The sequence below is a fragment of the Amycolatopsis sp. NPDC004747 genome (assembly GCF_053601335.1).
The window spans coordinates 40,268-62,995 of sequence record NZ_JBSGBQ010000011.1; the positions used below are offsets into that span (position 1 = coordinate 40,268).

The 22,728-nt window shown below is 71.8% G+C and carries 22 protein-coding genes; 5 read left to right on the forward strand and 17 right to left on the reverse strand.

Going from position 1 to position 22,728, the window contains the following annotated elements; all coding sequences use genetic code 11:
- Window positions 1–510 (forward strand): DUF4231 domain-containing protein, encoded by a 510-nt coding sequence (locus tag ACWEGE_RS19220; RefSeq protein WP_449661798.1) that lies wholly within the window; start codon window positions 1–3, stop codon window positions 508–510.
- On the opposite strand, the gene ACWEGE_RS19225 is transcribed toward ACWEGE_RS19220, so the two are convergent.
- The 13 genes from ACWEGE_RS19225 to ACWEGE_RS19285 form a co-directional block, all read right to left on the reverse strand.
- Complete coding sequence (locus ACWEGE_RS19225; RefSeq protein ID WP_449661799.1) at window positions 507–989, reverse strand: hypothetical protein; 483 nt, start codon at window positions 987–989, stop codon at window positions 507–509. The genes ACWEGE_RS19220 and ACWEGE_RS19225 overlap by 4 nt on opposite strands.
- Window positions 986–1,474: a hypothetical protein gene (locus tag ACWEGE_RS19230; RefSeq protein ID WP_449661800.1), complete on the reverse strand. Its 489-nt coding sequence runs from the start codon at window positions 1,472–1,474 to the stop codon at window positions 986–988. Before ACWEGE_RS19230 ends, ACWEGE_RS19225 begins: the two co-directional genes overlap by 4 nt.
- On the reverse strand, window positions 1,471–2,700 hold the full coding sequence (locus tag ACWEGE_RS19235; protein WP_449661801.1) for an MCE family protein: 1,230 nt from the start codon (window positions 2,698–2,700) through the stop codon (window positions 1,471–1,473). Before ACWEGE_RS19235 ends, ACWEGE_RS19230 begins: the two co-directional genes overlap by 4 nt.
- Window positions 2,697–3,851, reverse strand: coding sequence for an MCE family protein (locus tag ACWEGE_RS19240; RefSeq protein ID WP_449661802.1), 1,155 nt, complete (start codon window positions 3,849–3,851; stop codon window positions 2,697–2,699). The genes ACWEGE_RS19235 and ACWEGE_RS19240 overlap by 4 nt, the downstream gene beginning before the upstream one ends.
- A complete protein-coding gene (locus ACWEGE_RS19245; protein WP_449661803.1) occupies window positions 3,848–5,041 on the reverse strand; it encodes an MCE family protein in 1,194 nt (397 codons plus the stop codon). The genes ACWEGE_RS19240 and ACWEGE_RS19245 overlap by 4 nt, the downstream gene beginning before the upstream one ends.
- Complete coding sequence (locus ACWEGE_RS19250; protein ID WP_449661804.1) at window positions 5,038–6,069, reverse strand: MlaD family protein; 1,032 nt, start codon at window positions 6,067–6,069, stop codon at window positions 5,038–5,040. Before ACWEGE_RS19250 ends, ACWEGE_RS19245 begins: the two co-directional genes overlap by 4 nt.
- Window positions 6,066–7,103, reverse strand: a complete 1,038-nt coding sequence (locus ACWEGE_RS19255) for an MCE family protein (protein ID WP_449661805.1) — start codon at window positions 7,101–7,103, stop codon at window positions 6,066–6,068. Before ACWEGE_RS19255 ends, ACWEGE_RS19250 begins: the two co-directional genes overlap by 4 nt.
- A complete protein-coding gene (locus ACWEGE_RS19260) occupies window positions 7,100–8,434 on the reverse strand; it encodes an MCE family protein (RefSeq protein ID WP_449661806.1) in 1,335 nt (444 codons plus the stop codon). Before ACWEGE_RS19260 ends, ACWEGE_RS19255 begins: the two co-directional genes overlap by 4 nt.
- Entirely contained in the window at window positions 8,431–9,273 is an 843-nt protein-coding gene (locus tag ACWEGE_RS19265; RefSeq protein ID WP_176175936.1) for an MlaE family ABC transporter permease, read from the reverse strand. Before ACWEGE_RS19265 ends, ACWEGE_RS19260 begins: the two co-directional genes overlap by 4 nt.
- Complete coding sequence (locus ACWEGE_RS19270; RefSeq protein ID WP_242547023.1) at window positions 9,273–10,073, reverse strand: ABC transporter permease; 801 nt, start codon at window positions 10,071–10,073, stop codon at window positions 9,273–9,275. Before ACWEGE_RS19270 ends, ACWEGE_RS19265 begins: the two co-directional genes overlap by 1 nt.
- An 87-nt stretch (window positions 10,074–10,160) precedes the next feature.
- Window positions 10,161–10,919, reverse strand: coding sequence for a glucose 1-dehydrogenase (locus tag ACWEGE_RS19275; RefSeq protein WP_449661807.1), 759 nt, complete (start codon window positions 10,917–10,919; stop codon window positions 10,161–10,163).
- Window positions 10,916–11,773 (reverse strand): 3-oxoacyl-ACP reductase, encoded by an 858-nt coding sequence (locus ACWEGE_RS19280; protein ID WP_449661808.1) that lies wholly within the window; start codon window positions 11,771–11,773, stop codon window positions 10,916–10,918. The genes ACWEGE_RS19275 and ACWEGE_RS19280 overlap by 4 nt, the downstream gene beginning before the upstream one ends.
- Window positions 11,774–11,857: 84 nt before the next feature.
- Window positions 11,858–12,049, reverse strand: coding sequence for a ferredoxin (locus ACWEGE_RS19285; RefSeq protein WP_449661809.1), 192 nt, complete (start codon window positions 12,047–12,049; stop codon window positions 11,858–11,860).
- A 103-nt stretch (window positions 12,050–12,152) separates the two neighbouring features.
- Here ACWEGE_RS19285 and ACWEGE_RS19290 point away from each other — a divergent pair, with 103 nt between their 5' ends.
- Together ACWEGE_RS19290 and ACWEGE_RS19295 are read left to right on the forward strand one after the other, a co-directional pair.
- Window positions 12,153–13,316 carry an acyl-CoA dehydrogenase family protein gene (locus ACWEGE_RS19290; RefSeq protein ID WP_449661810.1) on the forward strand — a complete coding sequence of 388 codons (1,164 nt, stop codon included), beginning with the start codon at window positions 12,153–12,155 and terminating at the stop codon, window positions 13,314–13,316.
- Window positions 13,317–13,325: 9 nt separating this feature from the next.
- Window positions 13,326–14,357, forward strand: coding sequence for an acyl-CoA dehydrogenase family protein (locus ACWEGE_RS19295; protein WP_449661811.1), 1,032 nt, complete (start codon window positions 13,326–13,328; stop codon window positions 14,355–14,357).
- On the opposite strand, the gene ACWEGE_RS19300 is transcribed toward ACWEGE_RS19295, so the two are convergent.
- From ACWEGE_RS19300 to ACWEGE_RS19315, 4 genes are all read right to left on the reverse strand, one after another.
- Complete coding sequence (locus tag ACWEGE_RS19300) at window positions 14,354–15,487, reverse strand: serine hydrolase domain-containing protein (protein ID WP_449661812.1); 1,134 nt, start codon at window positions 15,485–15,487, stop codon at window positions 14,354–14,356. The two genes, ACWEGE_RS19295 and ACWEGE_RS19300, sit on opposite strands and share 4 nt — an antisense overlap.
- Before the next feature lie 2 nt (window positions 15,488–15,489).
- The gene (locus ACWEGE_RS19305) at window positions 15,490–18,171 is read right to left on the reverse strand and encodes a bifunctional acetate--CoA ligase family protein/GNAT family N-acetyltransferase (protein WP_449661813.1); all 2,682 of its coding nucleotides are present in this window, start codon (window positions 18,169–18,171) and stop codon (window positions 15,490–15,492) included.
- Between the two features lie 2 nt (window positions 18,172–18,173).
- Window positions 18,174–19,343, reverse strand: a complete 1,170-nt coding sequence (locus ACWEGE_RS19310) for an acetoin utilization protein AcuC (protein ID WP_449661814.1) — start codon at window positions 19,341–19,343, stop codon at window positions 18,174–18,176.
- Between the two features lie 483 nt (window positions 19,344–19,826).
- Window positions 19,827–20,672, reverse strand: a complete 846-nt coding sequence (locus ACWEGE_RS19315) for a sulfurtransferase (RefSeq protein ID WP_449661815.1) — start codon at window positions 20,670–20,672, stop codon at window positions 19,827–19,829.
- Window positions 20,673–20,785: 113 nt separating this feature from the next.
- Between ACWEGE_RS19315 and ACWEGE_RS19320 the strand changes: the two genes are divergently transcribed.
- Window positions 20,786–21,502 (forward strand): metal-dependent transcriptional regulator, encoded by a 717-nt coding sequence (locus ACWEGE_RS19320; protein ID WP_020644897.1) that lies wholly within the window; start codon window positions 20,786–20,788, stop codon window positions 21,500–21,502.
- Window positions 21,499–22,683 carry a galactokinase gene (gene galK / locus ACWEGE_RS19325; RefSeq protein ID WP_449661816.1) on the forward strand — a complete coding sequence of 395 codons (1,185 nt, stop codon included), beginning with the start codon at window positions 21,499–21,501 and terminating at the stop codon, window positions 22,681–22,683. The genes ACWEGE_RS19320 and galK overlap by 4 nt, the downstream gene beginning before the upstream one ends.
- Window positions 22,684–22,728: the final 45 nt, after the last annotated feature.

Here is a 22,728-nt window from a genome sequence, read left to right on the forward strand (position 1 = left end):
ATGCCGGGATCGCTCAGACGACTTCAGTGGCAAGGCCTCGACGGCGCACTCCCTTCGCTGCCCGAACCCGAGGAAGAGTCGGACGTCGTCTGGCAGCACCTCCGTGCGGAGTTCGCGTGGTACCACCGGGCCGCCACCCGCACCCGGCTCGGCTATCTCAGCCTGAAGACGGTGTCGATCACGGTGGCCGCCACGGTCCCGGTCCTGGCCGCGGTCGCCGCGCCGCCGGCCTGGACCGCGTCGTTCGCCGCGGTGGTCGTCGTGCTCGAGGGCATCCAGCAGCTGTTCCAGCTGCACACGAACTACTTGAGCTACCGCGGTTCGGCGGAGGCGATCCGGCAGCTGGCCTACCGGTACGCCGCCCGGGTCGGTGCCTATCGGGACGCCGGGACACGCCGGGAGACCCTGGCCGAAGACCTGCGCGCGGTGATCAGCGAGGAAAGCACCCGCTGGTCGAGCACGATGCGGAAGGCCGCCGGACCGGCGGCTTCGCCGGGCGCCGGCGGCTAAAGCGCCGTCAGCGACGACAGCTTCCAGCGGCCGTCGACCCGCTTCGCCGTCACCGCCAGCTGGGCCACCGACGACGTCGGCGCTCCCCCGCCCTGGGTCACCGTCTGCTGGTCCAGGAACAGCAGCAGATCCGCCGAGTCCCCCCGCAGCGACCGGACCCCGATCGCCCGGACCGTCGTCGTCCGGGTCAGCTTCTCCGCCTCCGCGCGGGTGCGTGCCGAGGCGAACTGGGCCTGGTACTGGGCGACCGCATCCCCTGTCAGGACCTCCGAAGCCGCCCGCTCGGTGCGGGGAAGGTTCGCGTAGTCGTACGAGAACACCGCCTTGACCGCGTCGCTGACCGAAGACGAGACCTCCGAAGTGGCTGCGGCGTCGACCAACGCCAGATTGTCCCCAGGGGACAGCGAAGCCGCCTCGACGCCGAACCACGCCGTGCAGCCCAGGGCCAGGGCCACCACCAGGACCATCACCCGGGTCATGAGCCCGCCGCCTGGACTCCCGCTATCTTCCACCCGTCCGGGGACCGGGATACGTCCACCGTCAGCCGGTTCAAGCGTGGCGAGGGCGGTGAACCTGCCGTCGACACGCGGACGTCCAGGACCGCCAGGAGCCGCGCCACCCCGCGGGCGGGGTCGATCTCCGTCACCGCCGCCTGGACCAACGAGGCGGAGGAGACGGTGTGGGAAGCAGCAGCCCGGTCGATCTGCAGCTGACGATCGCCCGAAAGATCCTTGAGGTACTGGCCCGTCGTCGCCGCCGTCCAGCGGTCCACGTCCGCGGCCGCCGTCCGGTAGTCGATCGTGTTCAACGTGACCAGCGCCGGGCCCGCCGCCGCCAGGACCGCGTCGCGCTCGCGGCCGCGCGCGAAGGAATCGTCCGCAGCCGCGCGCCACCACGACCAGCCCGCGAAGGCGGCGGCCAGGACCGACAAACAGGCCAGGACCACCAGGAGACGCAGCTTCACGGCGCGCCCAGCAGCCGGCCGAGCCCACCCGACGACGGCCCGGTGAGCAGGCTCAGCATCCCCGGCAGCTGCGGTGGCGCCGAAGAAGCCTGCTGCTGCGGCGCCGCCGGGATCGCGGGCGGCTTGCCCGCGTAAGGCGCGTTCTGCGCCCCACGCACCCCGGTCGGGCTCCCGGGCGGCTCCGCGCAGTACGCGTTCATGTTCACCGGCGCCTCGGTCTCGTCGTTCGCCGGACGCTGCTTCGTGCCCTCGTACCCCTTGGTGCACGAAGCCGGGTCGAAGAAGTTGAACACCACGCCCAGGTGCCCCGTGCCGTCCGGGGACGTCGACGGCGAGAACGCCGAAATGATCGGGTAGGCGACCAGCAGCTCCTCGATCGAGTCCTTCCGGGACGTCGTGATCTGCGCCGTGGTCAGCAGGTTGGCGAACAGCACGCCCAGGTCGGTGCCGGACGCGGCCAGCACGTCGCTGATCTGCCTGCTCAGCTGCGGTGCCTGCGCGATCACCCGCCGCAGGTCCGGATCGGACTTCTTGAGCTGACCCGCGATCGTGCGGAGACCGGCGGCGAAGTCCGTGATGTTCGCCGCCTGGCGCTGCTGGGTGCCGAGCACGATCCGCGAGTTCGCCAGCAGCCCCTGCGTCTGCGGGACATACTGCGCGGCCACCGCCGTCAGCGAACCCGTGCTGTCCAGCAGCTGCTGCAGTTCCGGCCCCGCGCCCGCGAACGCGTTGTACGTCTCGTCGACGACCGTCCGCAGCGACTCCGGGTGCACGCTCGCGACGAGGTCGTCGAGGTGGGTGAGCACGGTGTCCGGCGACGGCGGCAGCGACGTCTTGTCCGCCGTGATCACCGAGCCGTCCTTCAGGAACGGGCCGCCGTTGTGCTGCGGCAGCAGGTCGACGAACTGTTCCCCCACCGCCGACCGGTTCGCCACCTGCGCGTGCGCGTCGGCCGGGATGTCGGGCGTGCCCGCGTCGATGTCGAGGGCGACGTCGACGCCGTGCTCGGTCAGCGTCATCGACGTCACCCGGCCGACCGTGACCCCGCGGTAGGCGACCTCCGAGTTGACGAAGATGCCGCCGGAGTCGGTCAGCTGCGCGGTGACGACGTAGCCGCGGTTGCCGAACAGCCGGTCCAGCCCGGCGTACCGGCCGCCGGCGTAGACCACCGAAACCACCGCGATGACGACGAACGCGAACAGCTGGATCCGGATCTTGCGGGTCACCGGCCACCCCCGATCAGCCCGAGCAGGCCGCCCAGCAGGCCGGGGCCGGCCGCCGGCGGCACCGAACCGAGGTCGGGCAGCGGCAGCGGCGGCGCGACCGGCGGCTGCTGCCCGCCGATCCCCGAAGGCAGCGCGACCGGCGGCTGCGACGAGTTCGTGAAGTTCGAGATCAGCGTGTCCAGGTCGAGGTTCACGTTCGCCTCGACGTTCGCGTAGTCGCCCTTGATCACGTTGCCCGCGTAGTCCGGGAACGGGTAGGTGAGCAGGATCTGCAGCGCGTTCGGCAGGTTCTGGCCGGCCTCGCCGAGCTTCGTCAACGTCGGCTGCAGGGCCTTGAGGTTCGCGACGAGCTGGTCGCGGCTCTTCGTCACGGTGTCCACCGCGACCCCGGACAAGGTGTTGAGCGCGTTCAGCATGCCCACGAGCTGGTCGCGCTGGTCGGTGACGACCTTCAGGCCCGGCGCGAGGTTGTCGAGCGCGTCCGTCAGGTTCTGCGTCTGGCCGGTCAAGGTCTTGGACAGCTTCGCGAGGCCGTCGATCGCGCGCAAGATCTCGGTCTTGTGCCCGTCGAGCTGGGTGGCCAGTTCGTCCACCCGGGACAGCAGCGCGCGGATTTCCGGTTCGTTGCCCGACAGCGCGTCGTTCAGCTCGTGGCTGATCTTCTGGATCTGCTCGACGCCGCCGCCGTTGAGCAGCAGCGACAGTGCCCCGAGCACCTCCTCGACCTCGGGGTTGCGGTTGGTGCGCCCGAGCGGGATCTGCCCGCCGTCGCCCAGCTTGCCGGCCGCCGGTTCGGCCGTCGGCACGCTCAGCTCGACGAACTTCTCGCCCAGCAGCGAAGACTGCTTCAGCTCGGCACGGGCGTTGGCGGGCAGCGCGATGTCGCCGTTCACGGTCATCGCCACCAGCGCGGACCGCGTGTCCGGCGTCAGCGTGATCTTGTCGACCCGCCCGACCGCGACGTCGTTGACCTTGACGCTGGACTGCGGCACCAGGTCCAGCACATCGGTGAACAGCGCCGTGACGTGGTACGGGTGGTCGCCGACGTCCGCGCCGCCCGGCAGCGGCGTGCCGTAGAGGCCGTTGAACCCGCCGTCGCTGCAGCCGGCCAGCACGAGCAGCCCGGCGAGCACGCCTGCGAACCGTTTCACTTCGCACCGCCCGAAAGCTGTTCCATGACGTCGACCAGCGGGAGCGGCAACGGTGGCAGTGTCCCGTTCTGCAGGGAGTTGAGCACCTGCGGGATCGTCGGCAGCTTCAGCGCCCCGTCGAGGACCGGCGCCAGCTGCTTGCAGATGTTCCCCAGCGCGTCGGGGACTTCCTTGGGGGTGACCGAGCTGATCAGCCGGCACACGGTGAGGATCGGCGGGTTGGTCAGCTCGTTCAGGTTGTCGCGGACGGCGATGGTGCCCGACGCCGCGTCGTAGGAGTTGATGAAGTTCGTGGCGCCGGTCGGCGCGATGTCGAGCACCTCGGCGAGCGCGGCGCGCTGGTCGACCAGCACCTTGGACAGCGACGCCAGCTTGTCCACATTGGACTCCAGGGCCGTCTTGTTGTCGTTGACGAACTGCTGGACGTCGCCGAGGGCACCGCCGAGCGACTGCAACGCGGCGCCGACCTCGGCGGAGTCCGCCGCGAGGAACCGGCTGACGTCGGCGACGCGGCCGTAGAACTCGTTGAGCTGCTGGTCGCTCTGGGCCAGGGCGCCGGTGAACGAGTTCAGGTTCTGCACGGTCGAGAACAGGTCGTCCTTCGAGCCGTCGAGCGTCTTCGCGAGGTCGGCCAGCTGCCCGACCGTCGAGTTCAGCGAAGCACCGTTGCCCTTCAGCGTGTTCGCCGCGGTGTCGAGGACGCCGGACAGTGCGCCGTCCCGGTTGGCGCCGTTCGGCCCCAGCGCCGTCGACAGCTTGTCCAGGCTGGAGTACAGATCGTCCAGCTCGACCGGCGTGGCCGTGCGCTCGCGCGGCAGGACCGTGCCGGAAGCGAGCACCGGGCCGCCGTCGTAGGCCGGGGTCAGCTGGACGTACCGGTCGCTGACCAGGCTCGGCGCGACGACGACGGCACCGACGCCGGCCGGCAGCTCGGCGCCGTCGACCTGCATGTCCACCCGGACCGCGGCCCCCTCGGGCGTGACGTCGGTGACCTGGCCGACCGGCACGCCGAGGACCCGCACCGACGAACCCGCGTACAGCCCGACGGTCTTGCCGAAGTACGCCGAGAGCTTGGTGCCGTTCGACGACCGGAACACCAGGTACAGCCCGGCGGTGACGATCAGCGCGAGGACGCACGCGAACGCCAGCCACGTCACCAGGCTGCGGCCGCGGGTGGTGTGGATGGTCATCGCCGGCCCACCCCCTGGTTCGGCGCCGCGATCGGCGGGGTGCAGCCTTCGGGGTTGATGTGCAGGCCGCCCACGGTGATCGTCGGCGGCAGCAGCCCGCACAGGTAGCCCTCGAACCAGCGGCCGTTGCCGGTGGCGTTCGCGCCGACGCGGGCGAACGGCGCCATCAGCTGCAGGCTCTTGTCGAGGTTGCCCTGGTTGCGCTGCAGGATGTCGGTCACCTTCCCGAGCTTGTCCAGCGTCGGCCTGAGCTGCTCGCGGTTGTCCTGCACCAGTCCGGTCAGCTGCTGCGAGAGCTGCTGGGTGCCGGTGAGCAGGGCGTTGATCGCGGCCTTGCGGTTCTGCAGCTCGGTGAGCAGCAGGTTGCCGTCGCTGATCACGCGCTGCAGCTGGGCGTTGCGGTCGGACAGCGTCTTCGAGACCTGGCTCGTGTTGGCCAGCAGCGTGTGCAGGTCGCTGTCGCGCGAGGACACCGTTTTCGCCAGCGACGACAGGCCGTTGAGCGTGTCCTTCAGGTACTGCGGGCTGTCCTTGAGGCTGTCGGAGAGGGCGGTGAAGCTGTCGGCGAGCTGTTTCGTGTCGATGTCGCCGACCGTGGTCGACAGCTGCTCGAAGGCGTCCTGCAGCTGGAACGGCGTGCGCGTGCGAGCCTGCGGGATCGTGTCGTTCGGTTCCTGCGCGCCGCTGCCCTTCGGGTCGAGGGCGAGGTACTTCTCCCCCAGCAGTGTCTTGATCTCGATCGACGCCGTCGTGGCGTCGCCGACCCGGACGTCCTTGACGCGGAAGCGGACCAGGACCTGCTTGCCCGCCAGCTTCACCGACGACACCGTGCCGACCTTGACGCCGGCGACCTCGACCTCGTTGTCCGGCGCCAGCCCGGCGGACTCGCCGAAGTACGCCGAGTACGTCGTGCCGTTGCCGAAGAACGGGAGCTGGTCGGAGAAGTACGTCGTGGCGGTGACGAGCACGATCAGCACGAGCGCGACCGCGCCGACGCCCGCCTGGTTGCGTTCCTTCAGCGGCTTCACGGACCACACCTCTCCGCGCGCTGGGTGCCGGGGATCGGGATGATCGGCAGGGTGATGTCGAGCGAGGAAATGCCGATGGTGCCGGTGATCCCGCACAGGTAGTAGTTGAACCAGCTGCCGTAGCTCAGGGTCCGGGTGAACTTCTGCAGGTTGCCCGGCAGCACCTCGAGCAGGTGGTTGAGCAGCACGCCGGAGTCGCCGAGGTTCTGCGACAGCACGCCCAGCTGCGCGACGTCGTCCTTGAGCGACGGGCGCGCGTCGGCCAGCAGCCCGGTCGTGGAGACGGCGAGGTCGCCGAGGGCGCTGACCGCGTCGCCGATCGGCTTGCGCTGCTCGGCCAGCCCGCTGACCAGCTTCTGGGTCTGCTCGATGAGGTCGCCGAGCTGCGGGCCGCGGGCGTTGACCGTGCCGAGGACGGTGTTGAGGTTGGCGATGACCTGGCCGATCACCTGGTCCTTGCTCGCGATCGCCGTCGTCAGGGAGGCGGTGTGCCGCAGCAGGCTGGTGATCGTGCCGCCTTCGCCCTGGAAGACGCTGATGATCTCGGCCGAGAGCTGGTTGACGTCCTTCGGGCTGAGCGCCTTGAACAGCGGCTTGAAGCCGTTGAACAGCACGGTCAGGTTGAGTGCGGGTTTGGTGCGCTCGGGCGGGATCGTCCCGCCCTCGGGCAGCGTCTTGTCGCCGGGGACGTCGGTGCCGAGCGCGAGGTAGCGCTGGCCGACGAGGTTGCGGTACTTGATCGTCGCGGTCACCGTCTCCGGCAGCCGGTAGGCGTGCTCGACGTCGAACCGCACCTGCGCCAGGTTGCGCTCCCCTTCTTCCACGTCGATCGTGTCGACCTGGCCGACCTTGACCCCGGCGATGCGGACGTCGTCGCCTTCCTTGAGGCCGGACGCGTCGGTGAACTTCGCCAGGTAACCCGAGGTCGCGCCGAAGTTCGTGTTCGCGATGGTGGCCGCCAGGATCCCGGTGAGCAGCACCGTGACGACCGCGAAGATCCCCAGCTTGACCAGCGACGGGAGGAAGCTCCTCACTTCAGCTCCACCTCCGCCCCGCGGTAGAGCGGCCCGACGAGCAGGCCGGCCCAGCCCGGCACGGCCCCCGGCGCAGTGCCGAGCGCGGGCGAAGCGAGCAGGTCGATCAGGTCGGTTTCGTAGGCCGAGCCGACGATCGTGCCGTCACCGCCGACCGCGCCGCCGCCCGCGGTGATCGGGCCGGGCAGCTTCTCGGGCGGGTTCTTCGGCGGCGGGGGCTTGCTGGAGCCGTCCTTGATGGCGCCGTCCGGCGGGTACTGCGGCCACACGCCGGGCTTGGGCACCGACGGGTAGCAGCGGGGGCCGCGCTTGTCCTCGTACTTCGGCTCGTCGACGCCGGGGAGGTACTTGCCGCGGCTGGCCGCGAACTCGATGGTGACCCGGCTGACCTCGGGGTGCGCGGTGCCCTTGCCGAACGCCAGCTCCGCCCGCGGCACCGACTCGGCGAGCTGGCGCAGCAGGCACGGGTACTCGGGCGCGTACTTGGCCAGGACGTCCAGCGTCGGCTGGATGGCGGTGGTGAGCCGGATCAGGTTGTCCTCGTTGACCTGCAGGAAGCTGGTGAGGTCCACCGAAGCGGCGGTGACCGTGGCGTAGAGGTCGCTCAGCTGCGCGCGCTGGTCGACGATCGTGCGGCTGGTGGTGGTCAGGTCGGACAGCGCCTGCAGCAGGTCCGGCGCCGCCTTGTCGTAGGTGTTCGCCACGTTCGCCAGGCCGGTGATGTCGGCCTTGACGTCGGGCAGCGACGGGTTGAGTTTGCCGAGGTAGTCCGACAGCCCGGCCAGGGTTTCGCCGAGCTGCTTGCCGCGGCCGTCGAGCGCGGTCGCCACCGCGGTGAGCGTGCTCGAGAGCTTCTCGGGCTGGACGGCCTGCAGTAGCGGCATCACGTCGTCGAGCACCTTCTGCAGCTCGATCGCCGCGCTGCTGCGGTCCTGCGGGATGACGTCGCCGGCCTCGATCGGGCCCTGCGACGTCTCGGGCAGCTGCAGGGCGACGTACCGCTCGCCGAACAGCGTCTTCGGCAGCAGCCGCGCGGAGACGTTCTTCGGGATGACGTGCGTCTTGTCCGGGTCCAGCGCCAGCTCCAGCTCGGCGTGGTCGCCTTTCGCCAGCACCGACCGGACTTCGCCGACGAGCATGCCGCGGACCTTGACGTCGCCGCCGGTGCGCAGCTGGCTGCCGACGCGGTCGGTTTCCAGCTTCACCAGCGTCACCGGGGTGAACGCCTTGTGGTAGACGGCGAGTGTGAGCGCGATGAACAGGGCGGCGACGAGCAGGAAGGCGAGCCCCAGTACCTGGTACCGGAGCCGCTGCCACAGCTCGCGCCTCATCCCGAGATCCTCACCGTGGTGTTGGCGCCCCAGATGGCCAGTGACAGGAAGAAGTCCAGCACCGAGATGAGCACGATCGACGTCCGCACCGCGCGGCCGACCGCGACGCCGACGCCGGCCGGACCGCCGCTCGCGTTGAAGCCGTAGTAGCAATGGGAGAGGATCACGAGCACGCTGAACACGATCACCTTCCCGAACGACCAGAGGACGTCGCCGGGGGGCAGGAACAGCGTGAAGTAGTGGTCGTAGGTGCCTGCGGACTGGCCGTAGAGCCAGATGGTGATCTGCCGGGACGCCAGGTAGCTCGAGAGCAGGCCGACCGCGTACAGCGGGATCACCGCGGCGACCCCGGCGAGCACGCGCGTGGTCACCAGGTACGGCATGCTCGGCACGCCCATGACTTCCAGGGCGTCGATCTCCTCGGAGATCCGCATCGCGCCGAGCTGGGCGGTGAAGCCGCAGCCGACGGTCGCGGACAGCGCGAGCCCCGCCGAAAGAGGCGCGACTTCGCGGGTGTTGAAGTAGGCGGAGATGAACCCGGTGAGCGCGGCCGTGCCGAGCTGGTTGAGCGCGGAATAGCCCTGCAGGCCGACGATCAGGCCGGTGAACAGGGTCATCCCGATCATCACGCCGAGCGTGCCGCCGATGACCGCGAGGCCGCCGGTGCCGAAGCAGACCTCGGTGAGCAGGCGCAGGGTTTCCCGGCTGTAGCGGCGGATCGTGCGCGGCGACCAGGCGAGCGCTTTCGCGGCGAACGCGAGCTGCTTGCCGAGGCCCTCCAGGCTTTGGCCGGGGCGCGCGATGTACTCGAGCGTCCGGTCGGTGTCGACGGCCGTCATCACATCGCCTTCGGCGGGACGATCCGCAGGTAGATCGCGGTGAGCACGACGTTGATCAGGAACAGCAGCAGGAACGTGATGACGACGGCCTGGTTGACCGCGTCGCCGACGCCCTTCGGCCCGCCCGCCGGGTTCAGCCCGCGGAAAGCGGCGACGACCCCGGCGACGAAGCCGTACAGCAGCGCCTTGATCTCGCTGACCCACAGGTCCGGCACCTGGGCGAGGGCGTTGAAGCTGGCCAGGTACGCACCCGGCGTGCCACCCTGCAGGACGACGTTGAAGAAGTAGCCGCCGAGCACGCCGACCACGCTGACCAAGCCGTTCAGCAGCACCGAAACGACCATCGCGGCGAGCACCCGTGGCACGATCAGGCGCTGGATCGGGTTGACGCCGAGGACCTCCATGGCGTCGATCTCTTCGCGGATCTTGCGCGCGCCGATGTCCGCGCACACCGCACTGCCGCCGGCGCCGGCGACGAGCAGCGCGGTGATCAGCGGGCTCGCCTGCTGCACGATGGCCAGCGCGCTGGCCGCGCCGGTGAACGACTGCGCGCCGATCTGCGCGGTGAGCGAGCCGAGCTGCAGGGCGATCACCGCGCCGAACGGGATGGCCACCAGGGCCGTCGGCAGGATCGTGACGCTGGCGAAGAACCAGCACTGCTGGATCCACTCGCGGGTCTGGAAGGGGCGCTTGAAGATCGCGCGCAGGACTTCCCAGGACAGCGTGGCGAGCCGGCCGACCTGGGTCAGGGCCGCGGTTCCGGGGAGCGTGCCAGTACCTCCGCTCACCACACCTCCCATGAAGTCGCCATTGACCTCCGAGTCTTCTCCACACCCGGTTCCCGCTTTTGGTTAGCGGTGTTCACTCACCGTTTCGGCAGTTCTCCTTCAGAAGTTGAGGGCGTGCGTCGCCGTGGCCCCGCCGTCCGCGACGAATTCCGCACCCGTGCAGTACGCGCTCTCGTCGCTGGCCAGGAACAGCACCAGCTTGGCGATGTCCTCGGGCTGCCCGACCCGCTTCAGCGCGACCTTCTTCCCGACGTACGACATGTCGACTTTCTGACCGCCCGCCGCGGTCTCGACCATCTTCGTGTCGATCGCGCCGGGGTGCACCGAATTGACGCGGATGTGCTTCTTGCCGAGCTCCATCGCCGCGACCTTGGTCATCCCGCGGATCGCGAACTTGCTCGCGGTGTAGGCGACGAGGTAGGGCATCCCGGCCAGACCCTCCACAGAGGACACGTTGACGATGGAGCCACCGCCGGCGGCGGTCATCGGTTCAACGACCGAGCGCATCCCGAGAAACGCCCCGATCTGGTTCACCCGGATCACGCGTTCGTAGTCGGCCAGCGTCGTCTGCGCGAGCTCGGAGAAATGCAGGATGCCGGCGTTGTTGACCAGCACGTTCGGGTGGCCGAACTCGGTGGTCGCGCGCTCGACCGCGGCGGCCCAGCCGTCCTCGTCGCCGACGTCGAGGTGCTGGTAGACGGCCTGCTCGCCGAGGTCGGCCGCCAGCTGCTTGCCCTCGTCGTCGAGGATGTCGGCGATCACCACCTTCGCGCCTTCGGCGACGAACGCGCGGGCGGCGGCCTCGCCCTGCCCGCGCGCGGCGCCGGTGATCAGGGCGATCTTCCCGTCCAGCCTCATGACTCTCCCAGGATCTCGGTGGCGGCGAACATCCGGGCGGGGTCCCGCTCGGCGAAGAACGCGCTGACCGACGTCTCGAGCTCGTCGAGGGACCAGCGCTGCTCGATCCGCGGCGCCCCGACCAGTGAGACGGCGCCGCCGTGGACGATGAACACCTGGCCGTTGACGTGCTCGGCCGCGGGCGAAGCGAGGTAGGCGACGAACGGGGCGACGTGCTCGACCGAGAGCGGATCGGCGCCGTCGGCAGGAGCGGCGCCGAACACGCCCTCGGTCATCGCCGTCCGCGCGCGCGGGCAGATCGCGTTGGCGCGGACGCCGTACTTGGCCAGGCCGCGGGCGGCCGACATGGTGAGCGCGGTGATACCCGCCTTCGCCGCGGCGTAGTTGGGCTGGCCGGGCGAGCCGATGAGGAACGCCTCGGACGCGGTGTTGACCAGCCGCCCGTACACCGGCGCGCCGTCCGCTTTGGACTTGTCGCGCCAGTGCTTCGCGGCGTTGCGGGACAACAGGAAGTGGCCACGCAGGTGGACGCGCAGCACGGTGTCCCAGTCGTCGTCGGACATCGAGAACAGCATCTTGTCGCGCAGCACGCCCGCGTTGTTCACCACGATGTCGAGACCGCCGAGGTCGAGCGCGGCTTCGGTGAGCGCGTCGGCCGTGGCCCGGTCGCCGACGTCGCCGGCGACCGCGACGGCCTTGCCCCCGGCCGCCTCGATCTCCGCGACGACGTCCTTCGGCTCGCTGATGTCGTTGACGACCACCGTCGCGCCGACGGCGGCGAGCGCGAGCGCTTCGGCCCGGCCCAGCCCCGCCGCGGCGCCCGTGACGATCGCCGTCCTGCCGGTCAAGCTCACCGCGGGGACCTCCTCGACGAGTCCTGGATGTCGGGCCTACAGTAGAATCTGTTCTCGTTCTAGGCAACCCTTTGGTGAACACTGCTAACTAGCGATGAACAGGGCATTCTTCGGACAACCCTTGATCGCACTGGTAACGCGTTCTACCTGGTCGGCCGGTACCGGGCCCGGGTGGATCACCAGTTCTTCCTCGTCGTCGAGGTCGAACACGTCCGGGGCGAGCCCCACGCACACCGCGTTCGCCTCGCACAGCAGCCGGTCGACACCGATCTCCATGCTTCCTCCGCCGCTCGAGCCCTGGTACAACTAGAACAGGTTCTACTGTAACGCCGGGAGCCGGTACGGCACCACAACGAGCCGGACCGGGTGGAGGTGACGGGTGCGGATCGACTACACGCTCCAGCAGCGCGCGCTGGCCGCGGAGCTTCGGGAGTACTTCGCCGAGCTGATGACGCCCGAACGGCGGGCGGGCCTCCGCTCGGGCGGCGGCGAGTACGGCGATGGCCTGGCGTACAAGGAGATCGTGCGGCAGCTGGGCAAGGACGGCTGGCTCGCGCTCGGCTGGCCGAAGGAGTACGGCGGGCAGGACCGGTCGATGCTCGACCAGCTGATCTTCACCGACGAAGCGGCGGTCGCCGGGGTGCCGGTGCCGTTCCTGACGGTGAACACCGTCGGCCCGACGATCATGCGCTACGGCACCGAAGAACAGAAGGCGTTCTACCTGCCGAAGATCGCCGCCGGCGAGCTGCACTTCTCGATCGGCTACTCCGAGCCGGAGGCCGGCACCGACCTGGCGTCGCTGCGGACGCGCGCCGAGCGCGACGGCGACGAGTACGTCGTCACCGGCCAGAAGATGTGGACGAGCCTGATCGAGTACGCCGACTACGTCTGGCTCGCGGTCCGGACCGACCCGGCGGCGAAGAAGCACCGCGGGCTGTCGATGCTCATCGTGCCGACGTCGGCTCCCGGGTTTTCCTGGACGAAAGTCCACACCGTGGCCGGCGCGGGCACCAGCGCGACGTACTACGACGGCGTGCGCGTGCCGGTGTCGGCGCGGGTCGCCGAGGAGAACGCGGGCTGGCCGCTGATCACCAACCAGCTCAACCACGAGCGGGTCGCGCTGACGTCGTCGGCACCGATCCGCAAGGCCCTCGCCGACGTGCTGGAGTGGGCGAAGGAGACCGGCGCGATCGACCGGGAATGGGTGCGGCTGCACCTGGCGCGGGTGCACGCCGGCGCGGAGTACCTGAAGCTGCGGAACTGGCGGATCGCCTGGGCGGCCGCGGCGAGCGAGCTCGGCCCGGCCGAGGCCTCGGCGACGAAGGTGTTCGGCACGGAGTTCGCGATCGAGGCCTACCGGCTGCTGATGGAGGTGCTCGGCGCGGCCGCCGTCGTCCGCGAAGGCTCGCCGGGGGCGCAGCTGGCCGGGCGGATCGAGCGGCTGCACCGGTCGGCGCTGATCCTCACCTTCGGCGGCGGCACCAACGAGATCCAGCGCGACATGATCGCCGCCACCGCCCTCGGCCTGCCCGTCACGCGCTAGGAGCGACGTATGGACTTCACCCCTTCCGAAGCGTCGGCCGACCTCGCCGCGCTGACCCGGCGGCTGCTGGCCGACAAGGCCACCCACGACCCGCACGGCACCGGCGGCTTCGACACCGTCTCGTGGACCGCGCTCGGCCAGGCCGGCGTGCTGGACGCGGCCCTGCCGTCGTCGCTGGGCGGCGGCGGGTTCGGGCTGCTCGAGCAGTGCGCGGTGCTGACCGAGATCGGCCGTGCGGTGGCGGCGGTCCCCTACCTGCCGTCGATCACGATGGCGGCGTCGGCGCTGGCGGAGTTCGGCACGCCGGAGCTGGTGGACCGCTGGGTGCTGCCGGTGCTGCGCGGCGAGCGGGTCCTGGCCGTGGCGCTGTCCGGGTTCACGGCTGCGGACGGCCGGGTGTCCGGTGCCGAGACGGCGGTGCCCTTCGCGGCTTTCGCGCACGGGTTCCTGGTCGCCGCCGCCGACGAGGTCTTCCTCGTCGACGCCGCGGCCGAGGGGGTCTCGGTGCAGCCGCAGCAGACCGTCGACCACGCGGACGCCGCCCTGCTTTCGCTGTCGGACACGCCCGGCGTGCCGCTGGGCGACATCGGTGAGTGGCTGCGCCTGCGCGGCACGGTCGGCGTGTGCGCCCAGCAGCTCGGCGTGGTCGAGCGGGCCCTGGAGCTGACCGCGGCGTACGCGGCCGAGCGGAAGCAGTTCGACCACGTGATCGGCGGCTTCCAGGCGGTTCGCCAGCGCCTCGCGGACGCGTACCTGGACGTCGAAGCGGTCCGCCTGACGACGCAGCAGGCGGCGTGGCAGCTGACCGCGGACATCCCGGCCGTCTCGGCCGCGGAAACGGTGGCGACGGCGAAGTTCTGGGCGGCGGAGGCCGGCCACCGCGTGGCCCACACGGCGGTGCACGTCCACGGCGGCGTCGGCATCGACGTCGACCACGTGGTGCACCGGTACTTCGCGGCGGCGAAACGCCTGGAGTTCCAGCTCGGCGCGGCCACCCACCAGCTGCTGGCGCTGGGCGACCTCCTCGCCGGGCGCGGTTAGCTCACCGCGTAGGTCCAGAACTCCTTCATCAGCGGAGTGGGCTCGGGGCTGGTCAGTTCGACCTGGGTGAGCAGCACCGAGACCGTGCCCGTCGCCGGGACCAGGTGCAGGGCCGTTCCCGCGCCGCCGATCCAGCCGTAGCGGCCCGGGACCTCCCAGGGTTCGTTCGGGTCGACGTCCACCGACCCGCCGAAGCCCCAGCCCTGGCCGTGCAGGAACGGCCGGGCCGCCGTCCGCTGGGCCGGCGTCAGGTGGTCGGTGGTCATCCGGTGGACCGACTCCGGCGTCAGCAGGCGGTGGCCGCCCGCGGTGCCTTCGTCGCGCAGGAACCTCGCGAACGCCAGGAGGTCGCCGGCCGTCGAGACGAGCCCGCCCGCCCCGGACGGGAACGGCGGCGGCGCGCTCCACCGGCCCTCGGGCGAGTCGGCCAGCCGCAGCCCGTCCTCGCCGCGGCGGTAGGCGCTGGTGAACCGGCCCAGCGCCGCGGTCGGCACGGTGAACCCGGTGTCGGCCATGCCCAGCGGCTCGAACAGCCGCTCCGCCAGGAAGTCCGGCAGCGGGCGGCCGGAAACCCGCGCGATCAGCACGCCCTGGAGGTCCGACGCCGTGTCGTAGAGCCAGCCCTCCCCCGGCTGGTGCAGCAGCGGCACCTGCGCCAGCGCCGCCAGCCACTCGTCCGGCGACAGCGCCCGCGGGGACGCCGCCGGGTGGCCCAGCACCTGCAGCAGCAGGTCGACCGCGGGCGGCGTCGCGCCCTCGGTGAGGCCGTAGCCGCACCGGAAGGTGAGCAGGTCGGCCACCGTGATCGGGCGGACGACGGGCACGACGTCGTCGACCGGGCCGTCCGGCGTCCGGACGACCACCGGCGACGCCAGCTCCGGCAGCCACCGCGCGACCGGGTCGTCCAGGGCCAGCGTCCCGTCGTCGACGAGCAGCATGGTCGCCGCGGCGGTGATCGGCTTCGAGAGCGACGCGATGCGGAACAGCGAGTCCCGCGCCATCGGCACGGTGCCCTCGGCATCGGCCGAGCCCACGGCCGCGGCCTCGACCTGTTCGCCGTGGGCGACGAGCGCCACCGCGCCCGGCAGGTCGGCGAGGTGACGGGTCAGCAGTTCGGTCAGGGTGGCCATGGTCAGTCCTGGGGGTTGATCGCGCGCAGCCGGCGCGGGCCGGTGTCGGGCCGGGACGGCGGGGCGCCCAGCACCAGGCGGGCGTTGGCGACGAAGGCGCCGTCCGGCGAGGCCAGGATCGGGTCCAGCACCAGCGACCGCACCTCCGGGTTGTCCTCGGCCAGCGCGGCCACGCGCAGCACCATGTCCTGCAGCGCGGCGAGGTCGGCCGGCTCGTCGCCGCGGTAGCCGGTCAGCAGCGGCGCCGTCCGCGGCTCGCGCAGCAGCGTCGCGGCGTCCACGTCGGTGAGCGGCACGGCCCGGTAGGCGCGGTCGCCGAGCAGGGTGCTGACCAGGCCGGACAGCCCGAACGACACGAGCGTGCCGAACGAGGGGTCGTCCTGCAGCCCGATCACGCACGACAGGCCCTTGGGCGCCATCCGCTGCACGTAGACCTCGTCGTCCCCGGAGACCTCGCGCAGGGTCTCGTAGGCGGTGCGCACCGAGTCCTCGGACGCCAGGTCGAGCCGGACGCCGGCCAGGTCGGGACGGCCGCGCAGCCGTTCGTCGACCGCCTTGAGCGTCACCGGGTAGCCCAGTTCGCCCGCCGCCGCGACCGCTTCCTCCACAGTGGACACGATGCGGAACGGCACGACATCGATGCCGTAGCAGTCGAGCAGCCGCACGACTTCGGCGTCGGAAAGCAGCGTCGTCTTGCCGGCGGCGGCCTCGAGGAGCTCGCGCACGATGCCTTGGGCCTGTTCGGTGTGGATGCCCTGCGGGCGGATCAGCGTGCCCTGCGGGCGTTGCCGCCACGCCGCGTACCGCACGACCCTGGCCAGGGCGTTCACCGCGCGTTCGGGGCTCGGGTACGACGGGATCGAGCCCCGCGTCGGCACGCCGTCGCCGGACAGGACCGCGAGTTCGTCCGGGACGCCTTCGGCGGCGAGGAACGTCGAGACGATCGGCTTGCGCTGCCCCAGTTCGACGACGGTTTCCCGCAGGGCGCGCGCGTACGCGGTGCCGGGGATGGCGATCGGCGGCGCGAACACGACGACGAGCGCGTCGGTCTCCGGCGAGGTGAGGGCTTCGCGGACGGCCTTGGCGAACTCTTCCGGCGGCGCCTGCGGGCCGACGTCCACCGGGTCCGACGCCAGCCGCAGGCCCTGCATCCGCGCGGTGTCGGCGGCCAGCAGCCCGATCGCGCTGGAGTTGCCGACGATGGCCACCCGCGGCCCGGCGGGCAGCGGCTGGTGGGCGAAGACGAGCGCGGTGTCGAACAGCTGCGCCAGCGACTCCACCCGCACGACCCCGGCCTGTTCGAACAGCGTCTGGACGCTGGCCTCGTCGATCTCCGTCGACGTCGCCGCCAGCTGGGGCCGGACCGCGTGCCGCCCGGACTTGACCGCGACGATCGGCTTCGTCCTGGCGAGCCGCCGGGCCAGCCGCGCGAACTTGCGCGGGTTGCCGAAGGACTCGAGGTACAGCAGCACGAGGTCGGTGTCCGGGTCGGTTTCCCAGTACTGGAGCAGGTCGTTGCCCGAGACGTCGGCGCGGTTGCCCGCCGAGACGAACGTCGACAGGCCGAGGCCGCGCGCTTCGGCGTCGGCGAGGATCGCGGTGCCCAGCGCGCCGGACTGGCAGAAGAAGCCGGTGCGCCCGCGGCCCGGCAGCCGCGGCGCGAGGGTGGCGTTCAGCCGGATCCCGGGCGCGGTGTTCAGCACGCCGAGGGCGTTCGGGCCGACCACGCGCATGCCGTGCGCCCGTGCTTCGCCGACCAGCCGCAGCTCGGCGTGCAGGCCGTGCGGCCCGGCCTCGGCGAACCCGCTGGACAGGATCAGCAGCGTCTTGACGCCCTTCGCCAGGCAAGCGTCCAAAACGGACTCGACGGACTCGGCGGGCACCGCGACGACGGCCAGGTCGACCGGGTCCGGGATGTCCAGCACCGACGGGTACGCGCGGACGCCGCGGACCGAGCGGTGTTCCGCGTTGACCGGGTAGACGGTGCCGGTGAACGCGGCGACCAGCAGGTTTGCGAAGGCGACGTGCCCGACCTTGCCGGGCTCGGTGGACGCGCCGATCACGGCGACCGAGGTCGGGTGCAGCAGGTTGTGCACGCTGCGGGCCTCGGCGGCCTGCTCGCGGGAGCGCGCGACGGCGAGGGACTCCTCGGTCGCGTCGATGTCGAACTCCAGGTGCAGCACGCCTTCCTCGAATTCGCGGCTGACCTGGTACCCGGCGTCGCGGAAGACCCGCACCATGGCGGCGTTCTCGGCGAGCACCTCGGCGACGAACCGGCGCAGCCCGCATTCGGACGCGGCCGCGGCGAGGTGCTCGAGCAGGATCGAGCCGAGCCCGCGGCCCTGGTGGACGTCGCTGACGACGAAGGCGACCTCCGCCGACGGCCCGTGGTCGAGCCGTTCGTAGCGGCCGACGGCCACGATGTCGTCGCCCAGGAACGCGGCGAACGCGACCCGGTCGTGGTGGTCGACCGTGGAGAAGCGCTTCAGGTCCTTCTCGGGGATGCGGGGGTAGGCGCCGAAGTAGCGGAAGTAGCGGGTGCGCTCGGAGAGCTTCGCGTGGAAGGCGACCAGGCCGTCGGCGTCGGTGGGCACGATCGGGCGCAGGTGGACGGTGCCGCCGTCGGACAGCACGACGTCGGCCTCCCAGTCGCGGGGGTAGTCGAAGGGGTCCCGGACGGCCATGGTCAGTCCCTGGGGTCGTCCGGGTCGAGGCCGTGCAGCGGGAAGACGGCCCGGCGGGTGTCCCGGACGGCGATGTCGACCGGGTCGTCCTCGCCGTCGCCCCACGGCTTGAACCCGGTGTCGCGGTCGTCGGACATGGTCTGCGGGAGCTCGGCGTGCGGCGCGGCCTTGGTGACGGTTTCCCGCCAGCCGGGCGGCAGCGGCGTCGCCGGGTCGACGTCCCGGTCGAGGACGGTGGCGAGCAGGTGCGTCCAGGACCGCGGAACGACCCGGATCAGCTGGTAGCCCCCGCCGCCGACGGCGATCCACTTGCCGCCGGCGTAGGTCTCGGCGAGGTCGCGGAGGGTGGCGTAGATGGTGCGGTGGCCGTCGACGGAGAGGGAGAGGTCGGCCAGGGGGTCTTCTTCGTGCGAGTCGACCCCGCACTGGGTGAACAGCAGCTGCGGTTCGAAGTCGGCGAGGAGGGACGGGACGACGGCGTTGAAGGCCCGCAGCCACCCGGGGTCCTTCGTGCGCGGCGGCAGCGGCACGTTGACGGACGTGCCGTCGGCCTTCCCGCGGCCGGTCTCGGCGGAGTAGCCGGTGCCGGGCCAGAGCGTGAAGGGGTGCTGGTGCATCGAGATGGTGAGGACGCGGGGGTCGTCGTAGAAGGCGGTCTGCACGCCGTCGCCGTGGTGGACGTCGGTGTCGATGTAGGCGATGCGGTCGAAGCCGTGGTCGAGCAGCCAGGAGATGGCGACGGCGCAGTCGTTGTAGACGCAGAAACCGGCGGCCCGGTCCGGCATGGCGTGGTGCAGCCCCCCGGCGATGTTGACGGCCCGGTTCACTTCACCCTCGGCGACCTTCCGGGCGGCGAGCAGCGTGGAGCCGACGACGAGCGCGGAGGCGTCGTGCATGTCGGGGAAGACGGGGTTGTCGGAGGTCCCGAGCCCATGCCCGACGTCCCACCCGACGAGAGGAGCCTCCCGCACGGCGGCGAGGTATTCGGGGGCGTGGATCCGCAGGAGCTCTTCGTCCCCGGCCCCGGTGGGGACGAGCAGGGGGACGTCTTGAAGGACGCCGAGCTCGGTGGCCAGCCGGACGGTGAGCTCCAGCCGGACGGGATTGAAGGGATGATCCCCGCCCAGGTCATAACCGAGAAGGGCACGATCCCAAACAACGACCGGCGACATGCGGTCGACTCTAGTGCCGATCGAGGGGATCCGTGGAGTGGAAGGCGGCTGAGCTGGGCTGGGTGCGGGTTGGGGCTGGGTGCGGGTTGGGGCTGGGTGCGGGTTGGGCCGGCCGGCTCGGCCCAGCCCGGGTCGGCCCGCCTCGACCTGGCGCAGCGGGGCCGCTTCAGGTCAGGTCGGGCCGGCTCGGCTCGGCTGGACTCGGCCAGCCATGCGCGGCCCGGCTCGCCCCGGCTCGGCTCGGCCGGGCTCGGCTCGGCCGGGCTCGGCCAGCCACGCGCGGCCCGGCTCGCCCCGGCTCGGCTCGGCCGGGCTCGGCTCGGCCGGGCTCGGCCCGGCTCGTTATGAGCGACCGCGGCCCCAAGCCGGGGTGGCCCGAGCCGACTCGGCCGAGCGCTGCCGACTCGGCCGAGCGTCTGTTCCCCGGCCGGGGAACAGGCGACCGCAGCTCAGGCCGCCCCCTCCCGTCCGACCCGGCCTGGCTCAGCCGGGGATGTTGCCCGTCGCTGCCGGGCGCTGTGGGTCTCGGGACCAGTGGGACCACGAACCCGCGTACAGGCCCGCGCCCGGGTGGCCCGCCAGCTCCAGGGCCAGGACCACCGAACTGGCCGTCACCCCGGAACCGCAGTACGCCGCCACCGGCTCGCCCGGGCGCAGGCCCAGGTTCGCGAACCTCTCCGCCAGCTCGGCCGGTGGCCGCCAGCGGCCGTCCTCTCCGAGGTGGGCCGAGAACGGGGCGTTCACCGCTCCCGGGATGTGGCCCGCGCGGGGGTCCACCGGCTCCGTCTCGCCCGCGTAGCGCGGGGTTGCGCGGGCGTCCAAGAGCAGGCCGTCGCGGGCCAGGGCCGCTGCTTCGTCCGCGTCCAGGACCGGCATGGCTCCCGGATGGACCGTGATGTCACCCGGCTCCGGGTGCACCTCGTCCTTGCTCACCGGCTGCCCCTCGGCCGTCCACGCTGCGTAACCGCCGTCGAGGACCGCCACCTCTTCGTGGCCCGCCCAGCGCAGGAGCCACCACGCCCTCGCCGCCACCGAGCCGTCCGCGTCGTCGTAGGCCACCACCGGGACGCCCGTCCGTACGCCCGCCGCGCGCAGGTCGCGCTGCAGGTCGGCCGGGTCAGGCAACGGGTGGCGGCCGCCCTCGCCCGGCTTGCCGGCGAGCACGCTGTCCAGGTCGGTGAACACCGCGCCGGGCAGGTGGCCCTCTCGGTAGGACTCGGCACCCGGCGGACCGGCGAGCCGCCAGCGGACGTCGAGGACCACGGGACGGTCACCGGGCGGGCCGGCCAGCGCAGCGGCGAGGTCGGTGGTGCTGATCAGCGGACGCATGCCTCCCATCTTCCAGCCGCCGGCCACCCGGCCGCGCCGGGGTGCGGACATATCTCCCACCGGCGAGTTGTTACTCCCGAGGCCCGCCGCCGCTGCCCGGGTCAACGACTACGATGAGCAACGCGGACGAAGGGGACAGCGTGAACGATCTCATCGACACCACCGAGATGTACTTGCGTACGATTTACGAGCTCGAAGAAGAAGGTGTCGTTCCGCTGCGCGCCCGCATCGCCGAGCGCCTGCAGCAGAGCGGCCCGACCGTGAGCCAGACCGTCGCCCGGATGGAGCGCGACGGGCTGGTCGTGGTCGCCGACGACCGGCACCTCCAGCTGACCGACCACGGCCGGGAACTGGCCATCGCCGTGATGCGCAAGCACCGCCTCGCCGAACGCCTCCTCGTCGACGTGATCGGGCTCGAGTGGGAGCACGTGCACAACGAGGCGTGCCGGTGGGAGCACGTGATGAGCGAGGCCGTCGAGCGCAAGCTGGTCAAGCTGCTCGACCACCCGACCACCTCCCCGTACGGCAACCCGATCCCCGGCCTGGACAAGCTGGGCGACGGCGACCCCGCGCCGCCCGCGGAGGCCGACCTGGTCCGGCTCGACGAGTTCGCCCGCACCGGCGGCGGCCGCGTCGAGATCCGGCGCATCGCCGAGCACGTCCAGCTGGACGAGTCGCTGATGACCGAGCTCAAGTCCGTCGGCATCGTGCCCGGCGGCACGGTCACCGTCGGCAAGGCCAACGGCGGCACCATCGAGGTCACCGGCGGGGACACCACCGCCCAGGTCGCCAGCTCCGCGCTGCACGCCGTCCTGGCACAGGCCCGATGAGCCCCGCTTCGGACGCCGTGGCGGCGTTCCGCACGATCCACGGCACGGCGCCGGCCGGCGTCTGGTCGGCGCCCGGCCGCGTCAACCTGATCGGCGAACACACCGACTACAACGACGGCTTCGTGCTGCCGTTCGCCCTGCCCCACCGGCTCGCCGCGGCGGCTTCGCCCCGCGAGGACGGCGTGCTGTCCGTGGCCACCCTGGGCGACGACGGCCAGCTCCAGCGCTCCGGCGAGCTCAAGATCGCCGACCTGGCGCCGGGCAGCGTCGACGGGTGGGCCGCGTACCCGGCGGGCGTCGCCTGGGTGCTGCGCGACCAGGGCTTCGCGAACGGGGCCGACCTGGTGATCGCCGGGGACGTGCCGTCCGGGGCGGGCCTCTCCTCCTCCCACGCGCTCGAGTGCGCGGTGTCCCTGGCGCTGCTCGGGCTGGCCGGTCTGGAACTGGACGGCAGCCGCGCCGACGTCCCGACGCGGCCCCAGGTCGCGCGGTGGGTGCAGCGGTCGGAGAACGATTTCGTCGGCGCGCCCACCGGCCTGCTCGACCAGACGGCCTCCCTCTGCTGCACCGAGTCCCACGTGCTGTTCCTCGACGTGCGGTCGGGCGAGCAGGAGCAGGTGCCGTTCGGCCTCGCCGAGGCCGGGCTGCAGGTGCTGATCATGGACACCCGCACGAAGCACTCGCACGCCGAAGGCGGGTACGGCGAGCGCCGCCGCGGCACCGAGCGGGCGGCGGAGCTGCTCGAGGTGAAGGCGCTGCGCGACATCACCCCCGAAGGTCTCTCCGACGCCCTCGACCGGCTGCCCGCGGACCTCGTGCCGCTGGTGCGGCACGTCGTCACCGAAAACCAGCGGGTGCTCGAGACGGTCGAGCTGCTGCGCGCCGGGCGCCTGGCCGAGATCGGGTCGTACCTGGACGCCTCGCACGTCAGCATGCGCGACGACTACCGGATCTCCACGCCCGAGCTGGACCTCGCGGTCGACTCGGCGCGCGCGGCCGGCGCGCTCGGCTCGCGGATGACCGGCGGCGGCTTCGGCGGCTCGGCGATCGCGCTGGTCCGCGACGCCGACCTGGAGCGGGTCAAGGACGCTGTCGAGGCGGCGTACGAGAAGGCCGGCTACCGGCGGCCGCGGATGTTCACCGCCGTGCCTTCGCGCGGCGCCGGCCGCGACGAGCTCTGAGGCCGCGCGGGTCCGCCCGGGGCAACCCCCGCGCGGACCCGCGCG

What these genes read in the sequence shown, in the direction of transcription:
- ACWEGE_RS19285 (WP_449661809.1), bottom strand. Translation starts at nt 12,049, where the DNA reads ATGGAGATCGGTGTCGACCGGCTGCTGTGCGAGGCGAACGCGGTGTGC.
- ACWEGE_RS19270 (WP_242547023.1), bottom strand. Translation starts at nt 10,073, where the DNA reads ATGGGAGGTGTGGTGAGCGGAGGTACTGGCACGCTCCCCGGAACCGCG.
- ACWEGE_RS19305 (WP_449661813.1), bottom strand. Translation starts at nt 18,171, where the DNA reads ATGGCCGTCCGGGACCCCTTCGACTACCCCCGCGACTGGGAGGCCGAC.
- ACWEGE_RS19300 (WP_449661812.1), bottom strand. Translation starts at nt 15,487, where the DNA reads ATGGCCACCCTGACCGAACTGCTGACCCGTCACCTCGCCGACCTGCCG.
- ACWEGE_RS19310 (WP_449661814.1), bottom strand. Translation starts at nt 19,343, where the DNA reads ATGTCGCCGGTCGTTGTTTGGGATCGTGCCCTTCTCGGTTATGACCTG.
- ACWEGE_RS19260 (WP_449661806.1), bottom strand. Translation starts at nt 8,434, where the DNA reads ATGAGGCGCGAGCTGTGGCAGCGGCTCCGGTACCAGGTACTGGGGCTC.
- ACWEGE_RS19295 (WP_449661811.1), top strand. Translation starts at nt 13,326, where the DNA reads ATGGACTTCACCCCTTCCGAAGCGTCGGCCGACCTCGCCGCGCTGACC.
- ACWEGE_RS19225 (WP_449661799.1), bottom strand. Translation starts at nt 989, where the DNA reads ATGACCCGGGTGATGGTCCTGGTGGTGGCCCTGGCCCTGGGCTGCACG.
- ACWEGE_RS19320 (WP_020644897.1), top strand. Translation starts at nt 20,786, where the DNA reads ATGAGCAACGCGGACGAAGGGGACAGCGTGAACGATCTCATCGACACC.
- ACWEGE_RS19220 (WP_449661798.1), top strand. Translation starts at nt 1, where the DNA reads ATGCCGGGATCGCTCAGACGACTTCAGTGGCAAGGCCTCGACGGCGCA.
- ACWEGE_RS19315 (WP_449661815.1), bottom strand. Translation starts at nt 20,672, where the DNA reads ATGCGTCCGCTGATCAGCACCACCGACCTCGCCGCTGCGCTGGCCGGC.
- ACWEGE_RS19275 (WP_449661807.1), bottom strand. Translation starts at nt 10,919, where the DNA reads ATGAGGCTGGACGGGAAGATCGCCCTGATCACCGGCGCCGCGCGCGGG.
- galK (WP_449661816.1), top strand. Translation starts at nt 21,499, where the DNA reads ATGAGCCCCGCTTCGGACGCCGTGGCGGCGTTCCGCACGATCCACGGC.
- ACWEGE_RS19245 (WP_449661803.1), bottom strand. Translation starts at nt 5,041, where the DNA reads ATGACCATCCACACCACCCGCGGCCGCAGCCTGGTGACGTGGCTGGCG.
- ACWEGE_RS19265 (WP_176175936.1), bottom strand. Translation starts at nt 9,273, where the DNA reads ATGACGGCCGTCGACACCGACCGGACGCTCGAGTACATCGCGCGCCCC.